General features: G+C 59.4%; 10 protein-coding genes. 5 read left to right on the top strand and 5 right to left on the bottom strand.

What is annotated here, in order from left to right; translation table 11 throughout:
• The first annotated feature begins 127 nt into the window (after nt 1-127).
• Both dinB and OX462_RS01130 read left to right on the top strand, forming a co-directional pair.
• Nucleotides 128-1282 carry a DNA polymerase IV gene (gene dinB / locus OX462_RS01125; protein WP_409028713.1) on the top strand — a complete coding sequence of 385 codons (1155 nt, stop codon included), beginning with the start codon at nt 128-130 and terminating at the stop codon, nt 1280-1282.
• A gap of 116 nt (nt 1283-1398) precedes the next feature.
• Nucleotides 1399-2295, top strand: a complete 897-nt coding sequence (locus OX462_RS01130; protein WP_034754435.1) for a recombination-associated protein RdgC — start codon at nt 1399-1401, stop codon at nt 2293-2295.
• Nucleotides 2296-2428: 133 nt separating this feature from the next.
• Here the strand turns inward: OX462_RS01130 and OX462_RS01135 are convergent, their stop codons facing one another.
• From OX462_RS01135 to OX462_RS01145, 3 genes are all read right to left on the bottom strand, one after another.
• Nucleotides 2429-5152 carry a TonB-dependent receptor gene (locus OX462_RS01135; RefSeq protein WP_070224810.1) on the bottom strand — a complete coding sequence of 908 codons (2724 nt, stop codon included), beginning with the start codon at nt 5150-5152 and terminating at the stop codon, nt 2429-2431.
• A 478-nt stretch (nt 5153-5630) separates the two neighbouring features.
• On the bottom strand, nt 5631-6308 hold the full coding sequence (locus OX462_RS01140; protein ID WP_409027583.1) for a PEPxxWA-CTERM sorting domain-containing protein: 678 nt from the start codon (nt 6306-6308) through the stop codon (nt 5631-5633).
• Nucleotides 6309-6510: 202 nt separating this feature from the next.
• Nucleotides 6511-6996 (bottom strand): asparaginase domain-containing protein, encoded by a 486-nt coding sequence (locus OX462_RS01145; RefSeq protein ID WP_034781194.1) that lies wholly within the window; start codon nt 6994-6996, stop codon nt 6511-6513.
• Nucleotides 6997-7174: 178 nt separating this feature from the next.
• On the opposite strand from OX462_RS01145, the gene OX462_RS01150 reads away from it, so the two are divergent.
• Nucleotides 7175-7948 carry an L-asparaginase gene (locus OX462_RS01150; RefSeq protein ID WP_409027584.1) on the top strand — a complete coding sequence of 258 codons (774 nt, stop codon included), beginning with the start codon at nt 7175-7177 and terminating at the stop codon, nt 7946-7948.
• On the opposite strand, the gene OX462_RS01155 is transcribed toward OX462_RS01150, so the two are convergent.
• Nucleotides 7936-8949 carry a D-2-hydroxyacid dehydrogenase family protein gene (locus OX462_RS01155; protein ID WP_409027585.1) on the bottom strand — a complete coding sequence of 338 codons (1014 nt, stop codon included), beginning with the start codon at nt 8947-8949 and terminating at the stop codon, nt 7936-7938. The genes OX462_RS01150 and OX462_RS01155 overlap by 13 nt on opposite strands.
• A gap of 357 nt (nt 8950-9306) precedes the next feature.
• Between OX462_RS01155 and OX462_RS01160 the strand changes: the two genes are divergently transcribed.
• Both OX462_RS01160 and OX462_RS01165 read left to right on the top strand, forming a co-directional pair.
• Nucleotides 9307-11178 carry a phosphoenolpyruvate carboxykinase (GTP) gene (locus OX462_RS01160; protein WP_409027586.1) on the top strand — a complete coding sequence of 624 codons (1872 nt, stop codon included), beginning with the start codon at nt 9307-9309 and terminating at the stop codon, nt 11176-11178.
• A 149-nt stretch (nt 11179-11327) separates the two neighbouring features.
• Nucleotides 11328-11894 carry a hypothetical protein gene (locus OX462_RS01165; RefSeq protein WP_409027587.1) on the top strand — a complete coding sequence of 189 codons (567 nt, stop codon included), beginning with the start codon at nt 11328-11330 and terminating at the stop codon, nt 11892-11894.
• A 67-nt stretch (nt 11895-11961) separates the two neighbouring features.
• Here OX462_RS01165 and uvrA read toward each other — a convergent pair whose 3' ends face one another.
• On the bottom strand, nt 11962-14811 hold the full coding sequence (uvrA, locus tag OX462_RS01170; protein ID WP_070312201.1) for an excinuclease ABC subunit UvrA: 2850 nt from the start codon (nt 14809-14811) through the stop codon (nt 11962-11964).
• Nucleotides 14812-15081 lie beyond the last annotated feature (270 nt).

A 15081-nucleotide genomic window follows, 5' to 3' on the forward strand; every position in this document is an offset into this window, starting at 1 on the left:
CTTGCTATTGAGAAAAGCAACTGCGGAGCGCGTGCGTTTCAACTTGCATCCATGGGCATTTCCAGCGATACTGTATATAACTACAGTATCCCGCCGCGAGGTGTCCTTGACCACATCTGCCCCTACATTGCCTGAACCGCGCCGCTGGATAGCCCATCTGGACATGGATGCCTTTTTCGCCTCCGTGGAACTGTTGAAATATCCGGAATTGCGCGGCGAAGCCGTCGTCATCGGCGGCGGGCGCTTGCAGCAACCGGTGCTGCAGGAAGACGGCACGCGGAAATTCGCGCGCATGCGCGACTACGTGGGGCGCGGCGTCGTCACCACCTCGACCTATGCGGCGCGCAAGTTTGGCGTGTTTTCCGCCATGGGCATCATGAAGGCGGCGAAACTGGCGCCCGACAGCATCCTGCTGCCGGCCGATTTCGAGGCTTACCGCGAGTATTCGGCCCGCTTCAAGCAGGCAGTGGCCCAGCTGTGCCCCATCATCCAGAACGTGGGCATCGATGAAATCTATGTCGACCTGACCGAATACGGCGAGCAGGCACCGGCCATGGCGGCGCGCCTGAAGGCGGCCGTGTTCGAGGCGACGGGCCTGTCGTGCTCGATCGGCCTTGCGCCGAACAAATTGCTGGCAAAAATCTGTTCCGATCTGGAAAAGCCCGACGGCCTGACCATTTTGTCGCCCGAGGATGTGGAAACGCAGGTCTGGCCCTTGCCGGCGAAAAAGATCAACGGCATCGGCCCGAAAGCCACGGCCAAGCTGGAAGCGCTGGGCATTATCACCATCGGCGAGCTGGCGCGGGCCGACATGGCCATGCTGCGCACGCAGTTCGGCGACCTGTACACGGGCTGGCTGCGCCAGGCGGCGCTGGGCATCGACGAGCGGCCCGTGCAGACGAGCCGGGAAACCAAGTCCGTCAGCCGCGAAACGACGTTCGAGCGCGACTTGCAGGTGGTGCGCGACCGCGCCACCCTGTCGGAAAAGCTGGAAAGCCTGTGTACGCGCGTGGCGGGCGACCTCGACAAGCAGTCGCTGGCGGGGCGCACGGTGGGCATCAAGCTGCGCTTCGAGGATTTCAGCACGGTCACGCGCGATATCACCCTGCCCAGCGCCACGGCGGACGCCGCCGCCATCCTGCGCGCCAGCCGCGACTGCTTGCGGCGCGTGCCATTTGAAAAGAAAATCCGCCTGCTGGGCGTGCGCATCTCGACCTTGTCCGATCCGGCCGTCGTGACGCGGCAGGCACCAGCCCAGGCGGAGCTGTTTCCCGCCCTGTAGCGGCGTTTCCTACAAGATACATACCGCGCCAGACGGCGCTTTTGACGGCATTTTCACGTCGAAAGTGTAGAATGGCGTTCCCCTGGCACTACTGAAACAAACGGAAGACAAAAACTATGTGGTTCAAGAATCTTCAGATTTACCGCCTGCCCGCACCGTGGGCTTACACGCCAGAACAACTGGAAGAGGCCTTGTCCTCGAACAAATTTACGCCGGCGACCAGCATGGATCTGATGCGCCAGGGCTGGGATACGCCACGCCCGAACGGCGGCCTGGTCCACGTGGTCAACAAGCAAATGCTGATCTTGCTGGGCACGGAAAAGAAACTGCTGCCGGCCACCGTCATCAACCAGGTGGCCAAGGCCCGTGCCGCCGAGATGGAAGAAGCGCAAGGCTTTGCGCCTGGTAAAAAGGCCATGAAGGAATTGAAGGAACGCGTGGCCGACGAATTGTTGCCGCGCGCCTTCAGCATCCGCAGCAACGTCTGGACGTGGATCGACCCCGTCAATGGCTGGCTGGTGGTCGATGCCGCCAGCCCGGCGAAAGCCGATGAAGTCATCAAGCTGCTGCTGAAAGCCGTCGACAAACTGCCGCTGGAAAGCCTGCGCGTGCAGCGCTCGCCCGTGGCGGTGATGACGGAGTGGCTGCAGGCGGACGACGCGCCGGCCGGTTTCACGGTCGACATGGATACGGAATTGCGCGCCACGGGCGAGAGCAAGGCCACCGTGCGCTACGTGCGCCACACCCTGGAAGCGGACGATGTGCGCCGCCACATCGCGGCCGGCAAGCAGTGCACGCGCCTGGCCATGACGTGGAACGACAAGATCTCGTTCGTGCTGACGGAGTCCTTGGCCATCAAGAGCGTCAAGCCGCTCGACGTGATCAAGGAAACGGAATCGAGCACGAAGAACGACGAAGAGCGTTTCGACGGCGACGTGATGCTGATGACGGGCGAGCTCTCCAAGCTGATGGCCGACGTGGTCGAAGCATTGGGCGGCGAAGCGACGGCGTAACAGCCGTCATGCTGGTACGAAAAGGAGCTGCGGCTCCTTTTTTTTCGCCTGTGCAATTTGCCGGCGCATAAAAAAAGCGCCTTGCACGGTGAAGTGCAAGGCGCTTTCGGACAAGCTAATTCAACACGTCAAATTAGAACTTGTAGTTGCCGGTGACGTAGAACGAACGCATCATCGGATCGGCGTAGCGTGGGTCGAAACCGATCTGGTGGCCCGACGAAGCGCGCAGCGACAGCGGCGGTGCACGGTCGAACAGGTTTTTGATGCCTGCGCGGATCGTGGTTTGCTTGTCAAAGGCGAAACGTGCTTGCCAGTCGAACGTGGTGTACGACGGTACTTGCAGGCGGAAGTTTTTCTCTTCTTTTTGGGTCGCCAGGTTGTACACGGTAGCGGGAGCATCGGTGTAGCCGTTACGGTAGTTGACCGTGACCGTGTTGCTCAGGCGGCCCGTGTCCAGGGTCGTCGTCAGCTTCATCAGGTTGCGGAACGTGACTTCGTTGGTGTCGCCGAAGAAGTTCATGTTGCTGGTGAACACATTGTCGCTACCGGCTTTGGTGTAGTTGGCGTGCAACATGTGCGTACCGCTCAATTGGGCGGTCAGCTTGCCGAAAGAAAACTTGTGGTTGGCGGACAGATCCCAGTCGATACCACGGTATTCCTTCTTGCCGATGTTGACCGACAGTTTCTTGAACGCGTAGTAAGCGATGCCGGTCGATGGTTCGATGTATTCACCGAAGCTCGATGCATACTTGACCGGATCGGCAAATGCTTGCTCTTCGGATACTTCCGACACGGCATTGCGCAATTTCACATCCCACAGGTCGGCGCCGAACGAGAATGCCGAGCTAGGCTCGACACGGAAGCCCAGGGTGAACTGCTTCGATTTTTCCGATTGCAGATCCGGGTTGCCTTGCGATACCGCGTTGTATTGCGTTGCTTCCGCGCGGCACAGTGCGTTACCTGGGTATGGGCAGTCAAATTTCTTGGCGGTAAAGCCGGCGTTGACCAGTGGCTGAGCGATGTCCAGCATGCTTGGCGCCTTGAAGCCCGTGCCGTAGGAACCGCGGATCAGCACGGTCTGTACCGGCTGCCAGCGTGCCGATACCTTGTAGGTATTGGCGCTGTCTTTTTTGCCGACAGTTTTGTTGTTCAGCTTGTCATCGATCGCCTTGACAGCATCGTAACGGCCGCCGACGGTCATTTCGAACGACTTGGTCAGCGGTGCCAGCAACTCGACGAAGGCGCCGTAGGTGTCGCGGCTCATGTCGTAGGCTGGCTTGGTGTTGAAGCTGTAGATGTCGTCGCCGGTGGCGCCTGGCGATTGCTCATACGTATAGGTGCGGTAGTCGCCGCCGATACCCAGGCTGGCCTTGCCGCCTGGCAGGCTGAACAATTCACGCGAGCCGTGCGTGTCGATGCCGCGCATCGTGGTCGATGCGGTGCGCACGGAGCCGACGAATTGCGCGCCAGCGACCTGTGCTTGCACGGATGGCTTTTGTGTCGCAGCAAAAGGATTGAAGTCCGGATTGGCCAGGATATTCTTGAATTCCTGGCTCTTCTGGTAACCGCCCGTGTAGCGCTCGTCGATCGAGTTTTGCGACCAGGTCAGGCCGCTTTCGAAGTTCCACGCGCCCAGTTCGCCTTCCACACCGACGACCATGTGTTTGGTTTCGGTGATGGTGTTGCTGGCACGCAGGCCGAAGTCGGTGCTGCGGTAGTTGGCCGTCACGGATTTGACGTCGGCACGTTGCGCTGGCGTCAGGTAGGGCGACACATAGGTGTTGTACAGCGCGCTGTCCTTGGCGATTGCGATCGGGATCGGATTGGCGGCGATACGCGCCGTCAGGTCGTAGCGCGAGTAGGCCAGTTCGGCGAATGCATTCAGGTTGTCGTTCAGCTTGTACGTCGCTTTGGAGAACAGGCTGTCGCGTTTCGATTGCGGTACGATTTCCACGGTGGAACCCGTGTCGAAGCCGCAAGCGCGTGCATTGGCGGTGGTGACGTCGAAACCTTCAGGGCAATTGCCATTTTTAGCCAGGTAAGGCGAAAACGCGGTCGATGGCGCACCGCTCTTGTAGGCAACCGTGGCGCCTGCTGGCGAAGCCGATGTGCTGGTGCGGTCCCAGATGTAGTTATTGCCGTTGCGGCTGAACGGCACGTACGAGGTAGCGGCGAACGTGCGGTCGGTGGCGCGCAGTTTCGATTGCTCGTCATGGCGGTACGACAACAGCACGTTGAAACGGTCTTCGTCCAGGTCGCCGAAACCGTAGGTGACGCTGGTGTTCCAGGCGTTGCCGCCCTTGTCTTCCGGACCGCCGTAGGTGGCTTCCAGGGTGGCGCCTTGCTGGTTTTTCTTCAGGATGAAGTTCAGTACGCCGGCGATGGCGTCCGAGCCGTACAGTGCCGAAGCGCCGTCGGTCAGGATTTCGACGCGTTCAACGGCGCTCATCGGAATGGCGTTCAGGTTGACCGTGGTGCCGGAACCTTGTGGCGCGATGCGGCGGCCGTTCAACAGCACCAGGGTGTAGGTTTCGCCGATACCGTGCAGCGAAGCACTGGTATTGCCGCCCGAGTCGGAACCGGCGGCGACGGCGCCGATGGTGAAGCCTTGCATCGCTGGCAAGGCCTGGATCAGGTCGGCAACCGAAGTGGCGCCCGATTTGGCGATCGCTTCTTGCGACAGGCGCTGTACAGGCAAGGCGCCTTCGACAGCGATACGCTTGATGCTCGAACCGGTAATTTCAACTTTTTGAATTGCTTCGTCCGCCATGGATTGGCCGGAGAACAAAACGCTGCCTGCCAGGACGGTCAGGGCCAGGCGTACGCTGCGTACGCCAATCTTTTCTTTAAATGCCATTGTAACAATTACTCCGTAGTAGTTTTAATAACGACAAGCAGTACACGAGCACCGTTCTGGTCATCGGGTAGATGCCCAGCGGTGCTCGTGTACGGTAGGCGGAACCACGTCGGTGGGAGGTGGATGACTACTTAGCGCAATATTGTTATAAATGCACTTTTGACTTGTCGAGGCAAACATTATGTCGTCTCAGCAAGAAAAAATGCACCTCAACCGTGTCGGATTTGGCAATAAATTCGAGATACTGAAGAATATTTGATTTAAATGTTAAATATAGATTTTATATTTATAAATATCTGCGTTTTTAAAAATGATCAATGGCGTTTTTTTGCAACATAAAATTATTGTATTGGCAATTCGATGTTTTGCCAGCAATAATTAGATGAAAAATGTTGTATTGCAGAATTTATGCAAAGTAAAAAAAATGTAAAAAAAAGCCCGCTGAAAGCGGGCTTGTCGAGGTGCTGCAGAGTGGAAATCAGGCGCTGTGCTTGCCTGTTTTTCTGCGGCGTGCCATGAAGCCGACCAGGCCGAGACCGGCCAGCAGCATGGCGTATGTTTCCGGTTCAGGCACTGCGGCCACCGGTGAAGCGAAAGTACCGGTAAAGGTAGAGTAATTGCCATACTGGTTGCTGGCAGATTGTGCAGTAGCGGCGCCATAGCCGAAATAGGTGCTGATGCCGACCATGTTGGCGCCGACGGCAACATTGCTCAGGGTAATGCTGAAGTTGGCGGTCGAGCCTGGCGTGTACACGGACTGCGTATATTGGCCCCACCAGGTGTAGGCCGCGTAGCCCGATGGCGCCACCAGGTTTTGCGAGCCGTCGCCGCCCAGATCGAGCTGGGCGCTGGCACCTTGCGACCAGAAGCCGGGGGCGCCGTTCAGTGGCGCAGGGGCGGTGGAACCGACCAGCGTGGCGGAGACAGGAACGAAAATCGTGAAACCGTCCAGGCCCGTCTGGCCGCCGATGCCCTGGTTATTGTTCAAGACGCTGTAATCGAAGGTCCACGTGTTCGCGCCTGCGGCCGTGGCCGATGCCGTTACCGTATATTCATTGGTGAGGCTGGTCGTCGCGTGGGCGGTGCCGCTCAGCGCAAACGCGGCGGCAATGGCGCCCAGTTGGAACAGTTGTACAGCCGATTTGCGCTTGGTCATGAGGAATTCCCGAAAAAGGGGTTAGTCGATGAGCCAAATATAGCATTGAAGCATGAAAAATAATTGTAATTATGAACAAATATATTGCTCTTTTGCTTGCAATATTTCCACGCGGGAATTAATGTGGGTATTCCTTATCCTCGTAGAAATATTGCCATGCCATTTTGTTGTTGCGCTGCGACGTTGCCGCAGTACAATTGCATCACAGCGGCTGAAACACCCCGGCGGCGCGGTTCTTTTGCACATTGTCCCATGCAAATATCTGGCCATTCATGGCCACGTAGACGCCGGCTGGCAAGGTTTGCGCCACGCCGCAGGCAAAGCCCAGGTTGAACAGGGCATCGGAGTTGTCGATTTCGTAGGGAATCATGGCGCCCGTCAAAATGACCGTTTGCTGCAGGTTCGCCGCGCCCAGCACTTGCGCCGTTTCGCGCATGGTGTCGGTGCCGTGGATGATGACGATGGCTTTTTCTTGTGCCGCGCGGCACGAGGCGAGCACGCGCTGGCGGTCCGCATCCTGCATGTCGAGCGAGTCCAGCAGTGGCAATTGCTCCAGCGCCACGGGCGCCGTCATGCGCGCGCGGGCAATCGCTGCCGGCAAATGACTGTCGGAAAAGCCCAGGGTACCGTTCAATTCGTTGTAGTGCTTGTCGAAAGTGCCGCCGGTGGCGAGTATGCGCAATGTCATGATGTGGTCACGATGTCAGTGGAGAATGACGCGCATGATATCGTGGATTGCCGCCCTTGCGTGAATGACGCTGCGGATGGGACGGCGTGCTTGCCGCCTGCGCTTGCGCCGCATCTGGAAAATTTGGCCATCTGTGAGTACACTGGTTTCTTTGTCTGCCAGCCACCCCCGACTCCGTATGAAAGCGCTCGCTCCCGGCACCGTCATTTTTCACCGCCACCGCGGTTACGGGGTGATCACGTCCGTCAATTTGCTGACGGGCTGGATCGCCGCCCGTTTCGGCAGCGAAGCGCGGACCCTGGACCTGAACCTGTCGACCGACGACGTGCAGTTTGCCGATGGCGAAGCGATCCTGTTTCGCCGCGCGCCGCCCGACCGCATGCCGCACGCGCGCCTGATGGCCATGGTGCGCGCACTGCACCAGGCCGGCTATCAAAAACTGTATCTGTATTCCTGGCCCAAGCCATCCGGGCTGCACTGGCGCTGGCATTTGTTTACGGGGCCGCGCGACTGGATGCAGCGTCCCTGGCGCGAAGGCTGGTATGGCTCGGGCGCCGATTACAACGTCAATCCCGTGATGGGCTGGGGAGACTCTCCCGGCGCTTCCACTGGCGAGCTGATCGATGCCCTGGCCCGTTTCGATCCGCAAGGCCTGGCACAGGCGCTGGGGCGCGACGACGACCATAGCGAGTGGTTTGGCCGTGTCTGCGACGCTTTATTACCCCATTATATGTACAGCCTGGACATGCAGCGCGCGCCAGGCGAACCCTTGCAAGACATGCCGCCCGTGCCGGTCGTGGCCGTGCGCGCCGGCGTGGCGCCGTACAGTGGGCCTGATATTCCCTGGCCGCCCGGCTGGACCGGCCTGTGGCGCGGCCGGCACGTGCTGTCGGCGCCCGCCATCCGCATCACGGGCGAGCCCGACCTGATCAAGGGCTTTCAGCGCTCCTGAGGGGCTTGGCGCGCATGCTGCAATGCTTCGGGATTGAGCAGGCGCGTGCATTGATTCTGCGTAAAATCGACGATGTTTTGCAAGGCGTAGCGGAAATACAGCTCATAGCTGTCACGCTCGACGTAGCCCAGGTGTGGCGTGGCCAGCACGTTCGGCAGCAGCAGTAGCGGCGAGCCTGGCGGCAGCGGCTCGTCCGTAAACACGTCGAGCGCGGCGGCGCCCGGATGCCCCTGTGGCAGCGCCGCTTCCAGCGCGGCATCGGCCACCAGCTCGGCGCGGCTCGTGTTGACGAACAGGGACGTCGGCTTCATGCGCGCCAGATCCTCGCTTGTGACCAGGCCGCGTGTCTTGTCGGACAGGCGCAGATGCAAGCTCAGCACGTCGGCCTGTTCAAAGAACGCCGCGCGCGATTCTGCTGCCGTGTCGCCGGCCGCCACGGCCGCTGCGCGGCTCGCTTCGCTGCCCCACACGAGGATGGTCATGCCGAAGGCGCGGCCATAGCCGGCGATCAATTGGCCGATCTTGCCGTAGCCCCAGATCGCCAGGGTGCGCCCTTTCAATACCGTACCGAGCGTGTTGTGCTTTGGCTCCAGCGACGACGTCTGCCACAGCCCCTCCTGCAAATGTTGCGCGTACGGCACGATCTTGCGCTGCGCCGCCATGATCAGCGCCCACGTCAGTTCGGCCGGCGCCGTGGGCGAGCCGATGCCTTCCGCGATGGCGATGCCCAGCTCGGTGGCGGCCGCCACATCGATGTGTCCGCTGACCTTGCCCGTTTGCGAAATCAGTTTCAGGTTCGGCAGTTTCGACAGCAAGGCACGGTTGAAACTGCTGCGTTCGCGGATCAGCACCAGCGCGTCGAACGGCGCCAGGCGGATCGCCAGCTGGCCCAGGCCCCGCGCCGTATTGCTGAACACTTTGACCTCGTGGCCGTCGAGCAATTGGAAACAATCGAGGCCGCGCACGGCATCCTGGTAATCATCGAGTATGGCAATTTTCATGGTGGATGGCCGATTTTAGTAAGGATTTGGTAGGGAAATAACAGGATACGGGAAATGCTGAATAGCCTACTACATTAGTCAAGCTATTCTCCTACATTTTTGCGAGAATAGCCGTTACGCGGGTGTACAATCGCCGGCACTTTTGAAGCTTCGTGATTATAGTGATAGCGCAAACTGTTCCTGCATCCCGGGAGCATGATCCAGGTAAATGCCGCTGGCGCGAACGCCGCGGCGGACACGACACCAGAGCCCTGCCCGCGTGAACACACCGCCCGCAGTGAGCCGCAGCCACCTCTCAACGATGCTGCCTGTCTTGCCGGAACGACCAGAATTTCTTTTATTGGTATTGGAGGTAATATGAATCAGCCCGTCATGGGTGGCGTCGCCGCACTCAACGTCCCAGCTTATATTAAACAACAGAAACTGATCAACTGGGTGGCCGACATTGCCGCGCTGACCAAGCCAGACCGCATCTACTGGTGCGATGGTTCGCAAGAAGAGTACGAGCGCCTGTGCGCCGAGATGGTTGCCAGCGGCACCATGAAAAAACTGAATGCCGACAAGCGCCCGAATTCCTACCTGGCCTGCTCCGATCCGAGCGACGTGGCCCGCGTCGAAGACCGCACGTATATCTGCTCGGCAACGAAAGAAGCGGCCGGCCCGACGAATAACTGGACCGAGCCTGGCGAAATGCGCCACACCCTGAATGGCCTGTTTGACGGCTGCATGCGCGGCCGCACCATGTACGTCGTGCCATTCTCGATGGGCCCGCTGGGTTCGCCGATCGCCCACATCGGCGTGGAACTGTCCGATTCGCCGTATGTCGCCGTCAATATGAAGATCATGACCCGCATGGGCCGTGCCGTGTACGACGTGCTGGGCACCGATGGCGAATTCGTGCCGTGCGTGCACAGCGTGGGCGCGCCGCTGGCGGCCGGCCAGCAAGATGTGAAATGGCCGTGCAACAGCACCAAATACATCGTGCATTTCCCGGAAACGCGCGAAATCTGGTCCTTCGGTTCCGGCTACGGCGGCAACGCCTTGCTGGGCAAGAAATGTTTCGCCCTGCGCATCGCCTCGAACATGGGCTACCAGGAAGCGCAAGCGTCCGGCAACAACCCGGGCTGGCTGGCCGAACACATGCTGATCCTCGGCGTGGAATCGCCGGCAGGCAAGAAGCATTATGTGGCGGCAGCGTTCCCGTCGGCTTGCGGCAAGACCAACTTCGCCATGCTGATCCCGCCGGCAAGTTTTAACGGTTGGAAAGTAACCACCATCGGCGACGATATCGCCTGGATCAAGCCGGGCGCGGATGGCCGTTTGTATGCGATCAACCCGGAAGCGGGCTACTTCGGCGTGGCGCCGGGCACCAACGAAAAAACCAATTACAACTGCATGGCGTCCATGCGCGACAACACGATTTTCACCAACGTGGCGCTGACGGACGATGGCGATGTCTGGTGGGAAGGCTTGACCAAGGAAGCACCTAGCCACCTGATCGACTGGCAAGGCAAGGACTGGACGCCGGCGTCCGGCACCAAGGCCGCGCACCCGAACGCACGCTTCACGGTTGCGGCAACGCAAAACCCCGTGATCGACGCGGCCTGGGACGATCCGGCCGGCGTGCCGATCTCGGCCTTCATCTTCGGCGGCCGCCGCTCGACCACCGTACCGCTCGTCACCGAAGCGCGCAACTGGGTCGAAGGCGTGTACATGGCCGCCACCATGGGCTCGGAAACGACGGCTGCCGCCGTGGGCCAGATGGGCGTCGTGCGCCGCGATCCATTTGCCATGTTGCCGTTTATCGGCTATAACATGAGCGATTACTTCCAGCACTGGCTGGACATGGGCGTCAAGGTGGGCAAAGTCAACGCGGCGGCCCTGCCGAAGATCTACTGCGTCAACTGGTTCCGCACGGACGAGGCAGGCAAGTTCGTCTGGCCTGGCTTCGGCGACAACATGCGCGTGCTGAAATGGATGCTGGAGCGCATCGAAGGCAAGGCGGGCGGCGTGGAAAACCTGTTCGGCACGACACCGCAGTATGGCGACCTGAACTGGGATGGCTTGCCATTCACGCAACAACAATTCGACACCATCACCTCGATCGACAAGGCCGCGTGGGTGGAAGAATTGAAATTGCATACGGAATTGTTTGAAAAACTCGCGTATCATCTGCCGCAAGAATTGGCAGATCACAAGGCTGCGCTGGAAAAGCGGCTGGCTGAGTAAACGTTTAGTAGTGGGGGAGAAACACGCCGGCAAAGACTGGCGTGCGATAAATGACACGCCGGCAATGACTGGGGTGCTATCAAAGAGAAACGGCGCGGATTGCATGAGCAATCCGCGCCGTTTTTTATTGCCGGTATAATAATTGTTCTATGGAAATTATTGATGTCATGCCTGCCCAAAAAATGAAAAACACGCTCATCATTATTAGCACCGTGGCTGCCTGCCTGCTCGGCAGCGGCGCTCATGCCGACCACCGCCAGGATTGTGAAAGTGCGGACTATGCCAAGCGATATGACGACACATTTGCTGCAGGCATGAAGAACAATGTCGAGCGCCTCAGGCAGCAGCAGGCCGCACATCAAAAAAAGCTGGACGGCATGGTGGCTGCCTTGAAACAACGCGGCGTGTGGTCGGACGACGACTCCGTGACGTTCTTTACGAATATATGGGCGGATGAGAGCGGGAAGGCTGTGGAGGCTGGCCGGAAGAAGGCGACCGAGCGATGGAAGATTCAAGTGCTGACGGTACAGTCCTGGGATGCCACCATGAGCGACCACCCAGCGCAGAAGACGCGCGGCATGTGTTTGCTTGCTCCCCGTGTACTTGATGAGGCCGTTGTCTTTTATGATGCGCTGGAAAAGGTCTGGAGCTATATGGAAATGAAAGTTGCGGAAGTCGCCAAGGACAAAAACGTGACCCTGCCGGCATTGCCGTAGACTCGGGAATAAAAAACGGCGCGGATTGCATGAGCAATCCGCGCCGTTTTTTATTGCGCTGCTGTTGTTACTGCTTGAGCAGCGGTCCCAGGTACTTGCCTGTCACGCTGGCAGGATTGACGGCCACGTCTTCCGGCGTGCCGCTGGCGATGATCTGCCCGCCGCCGGCGCCGCCTTCGGGACCCAGGTCGACGATCCAGTCGGCCGTCTTGATGACGTCCAGGTTGTGCTCGATGATGACGAGCGTGTTGCCCTGGTCGCGCAGGCGGTGGATGACTTTCAGCAGCAAGTCGATGTCGTGGAAGTGCAAGCCCGTCGTCGGTTCATCGAGGATGTACAGAGTGCGGCCCGTGTCGCGCTTGGACAGCTCCAGCGACAGTTTCACGCGCTGCGCCTCGCCGCCCGACAGGGTGGTGGCGCTCTGGCCCAGCTTGATGTAGCCGAGGCCCACGTCGAGCAGGGTTTGCAGCTTGCGCGCAATCAAGGGGACCGGTTTGAAGAATGCATGCGCCTCTTCCACCGTCATGCCCAGCACTTCCGTGATGTTCTTGCCCTTGTATTGCACTTCCAGCGTTTCGCGGTTGTAGCGCTTGCCGTGGCACACGTCGCACGGCACGTAGACGTCGGGCAGGAAGTGCATTTCAACCTTGATCACGCCATCGCCCTGGCACGCTTCGCAGCGTCCGCCCTTCACGTTGAACGAGAAGCGGCCCGCGCTGTAGCCGCGTTCCTTGGCCGTCGGCACGGTGGAGAACAAATCGCGGATCGGCGTAAACAAGCCGGTGTACGTGGCGGGATTCGAGCGCGGCGTGCGGCCGATCGGTGCCTGGTCGACGGAAATGACCTTGTCGAAATGTTCCAGGCCGCTGATCGATTCGTGCGGCGCCGGTTCCGTCTGCGAACCGTACAGATGGCGCGACAGGGCCGGATACAGGGTATCGTTGACCAGCGACGATTTGCCCGAGCCGGACACGCCCGTGACGCACGTCATCAAGCCCACCGGCAAGCTCAGCGAGACCTTTTTCAGGTTGTTGCCCGTCGCGCCAGTAATCACCAGCTGCTTTTCCGGGTTGCTCGCATGGCGCTTGGCGGGCACGGCGATCTTCAGCTTGCCGTTCAGGTACTGCGCCGTCAGCGATTTCTTGTTTTTCAGGATGTCTTGCAGGGTGCCTTCGGCGATGATCTCGCCGCCGTGCACGCCCGCGCCGATGCCCATGTCGACGATGTAGTCGGCCGTGCGGATGGCGTCTTCGTCATGCTCGACCACCAGCACGCTGTTGCCGATGTCGCGCAAGTGTTTCAAGGTTTCGATCAGGCGGTCATTATCGCGCTGGTGCAAGCCGATCGACGGCTCATCGAGCACATACATGACACCCGTCAAACCGGAGCCGATTTGCGATGCCAAACGGATGCGTTGTGCTTCGCCGCCGGAGAGCGTGTCGGCGCTGCGGTCCAGGGAAAGGTAATCGAGGCCCACGTTGTTGAGGAATTTCAGGCGCGAAATAATTTCCTTGACCACGCGGTCGGCGATCTCTTTCTTGGCGCCCGTCAGTTTCAGCTTTTCAAAGAATTCCAGGGTCTCGCGCAGCGGTTTTCCCGCCACTTCATAGATGGCGCGCTGCTGCTTGCCGGTGCCGACCTTGACGAAACGCGCTTCCACGCGCAGGCGCGCCCCATCGCAGGACGGGCAGCATTTTTCATTGATGAACTTGGCCAATTCTTCCTTGACGGCCATCGAGTCGGTCTCGCGGTAGCGGCGCTGCAGATTGTTGACCACGCCTTCGAACGTGTGTTCCTTGATGACGGTGCGGCCCCGTTCGTTGACATAGCTAAACGGAATCACTTGCTTGCCGGAACCGTACAGCACGGCTTGCTGTGAATTCAAGTCCAGCTGCTCGAACGGCATGTCCAGGTCGAACTCGTAATACGCGGCCAGGTTCGACAGCATCTGGAAGTAAAACTGGTTGCGGCGGTCCCAGCCCTTGACGGCGCCCGAGGCCAGCGACAGGTTCGGGAACGCGACGATGCGTTTCGGGTCAAAGAATTCAATGTGTCCCAGGCCGTCACACTCGGGGCAGGCGCCCATGGGGTTGTTGAACGAGAACAAGCGCGGTTCCAGTTCCTGCAGGGAATAGCCACACACATTGCAGGCGAACTTGTTCGAGTAAACATGTTCCTGGGCGGTATCCATTTCGTAGGCAATGGCGCGGCCGTCGGCCAGGCGTAGGGCCGTCTCGAAACTTTCCGCCAGGCGTTGCTTGATCTCCTGGTTCACCTTGACCCGGTCGATGACGACGTCGATCGTGTGTTTTTCCGTTTTCTTTAATTTCGGGAGGTCATCGACTTCATAGATCTTGGCCGCATGCGTGCCGCTCTGCACGCGGAAGCGCACGAAGCCCTGCGCCTGCATCTGCTCGAACAGATCCACGTGCTCGCCCTTGCGGTTGGCGACGACGGGCGCCAGTATCATCAGCTTGGTGTCTTCCGGCATGGCCAGCACGGCATCGACCATTTGCGATACGGACTGGGCGGCCAGTGCGTTTTCCGGATGATCGGGGCAGTAGGGCGTGCCCACGCGCGCATACAGCAGGCGCAGATAATCGTGGATTTCCGTCACGGTACCCACCGTCGAGCGCGGGTTGTGCGACGTTGCCTTCTGTTCGATGGAGATGGCGGGGGATAGCCCCTCGATCAGGTCGACATCGGGCTTTTCCATCAATTGCAGGAACTGGCGCGCGTAGGCCGACAGCGATTCGACATAGCGGCGCTGGCCTTCCGCGTACAGGGTATCGAAGGCCAGCGAAGACTTGCCGGAGCCGGATAAGCCGGTAATCACGATCAGCTTATTGCGCGGCAAATCGAGATTGATATTCTTGAGGTTATGCGTGCGAGCGCCGCGAATGCGGATCTGTTCCATGTGATTGCCTTGCTTTCAGTGAGTGGTGCGGCCGGCGCATTGTGCCTGGGTGCAGATGAGGAGCCACAACGGGTCAACCTGTAACTATAGCCGGGTTTTGCTCTGCATGCCTGAGGCGTCCATGGGCGGATTGCGCCGCCGGGCGAACGTGCCCTGACAAAGTTTGATGCAGATGCGTACTGACGTTTGAATACTGTATATAATACCAGTATTCAAGTTTCTTGTTTTCCTCTGCCGTGAAAAAAACGTGCCACCGCACGGGAGATGGCG

Origin of the sequence: Janthinobacterium aestuarii (assembly GCF_046113285.1) — a bacterium.
In the GTDB taxonomy this organism is placed as follows: domain Bacteria; phylum Pseudomonadota; class Gammaproteobacteria; order Burkholderiales; family Burkholderiaceae_D; genus Janthinobacterium.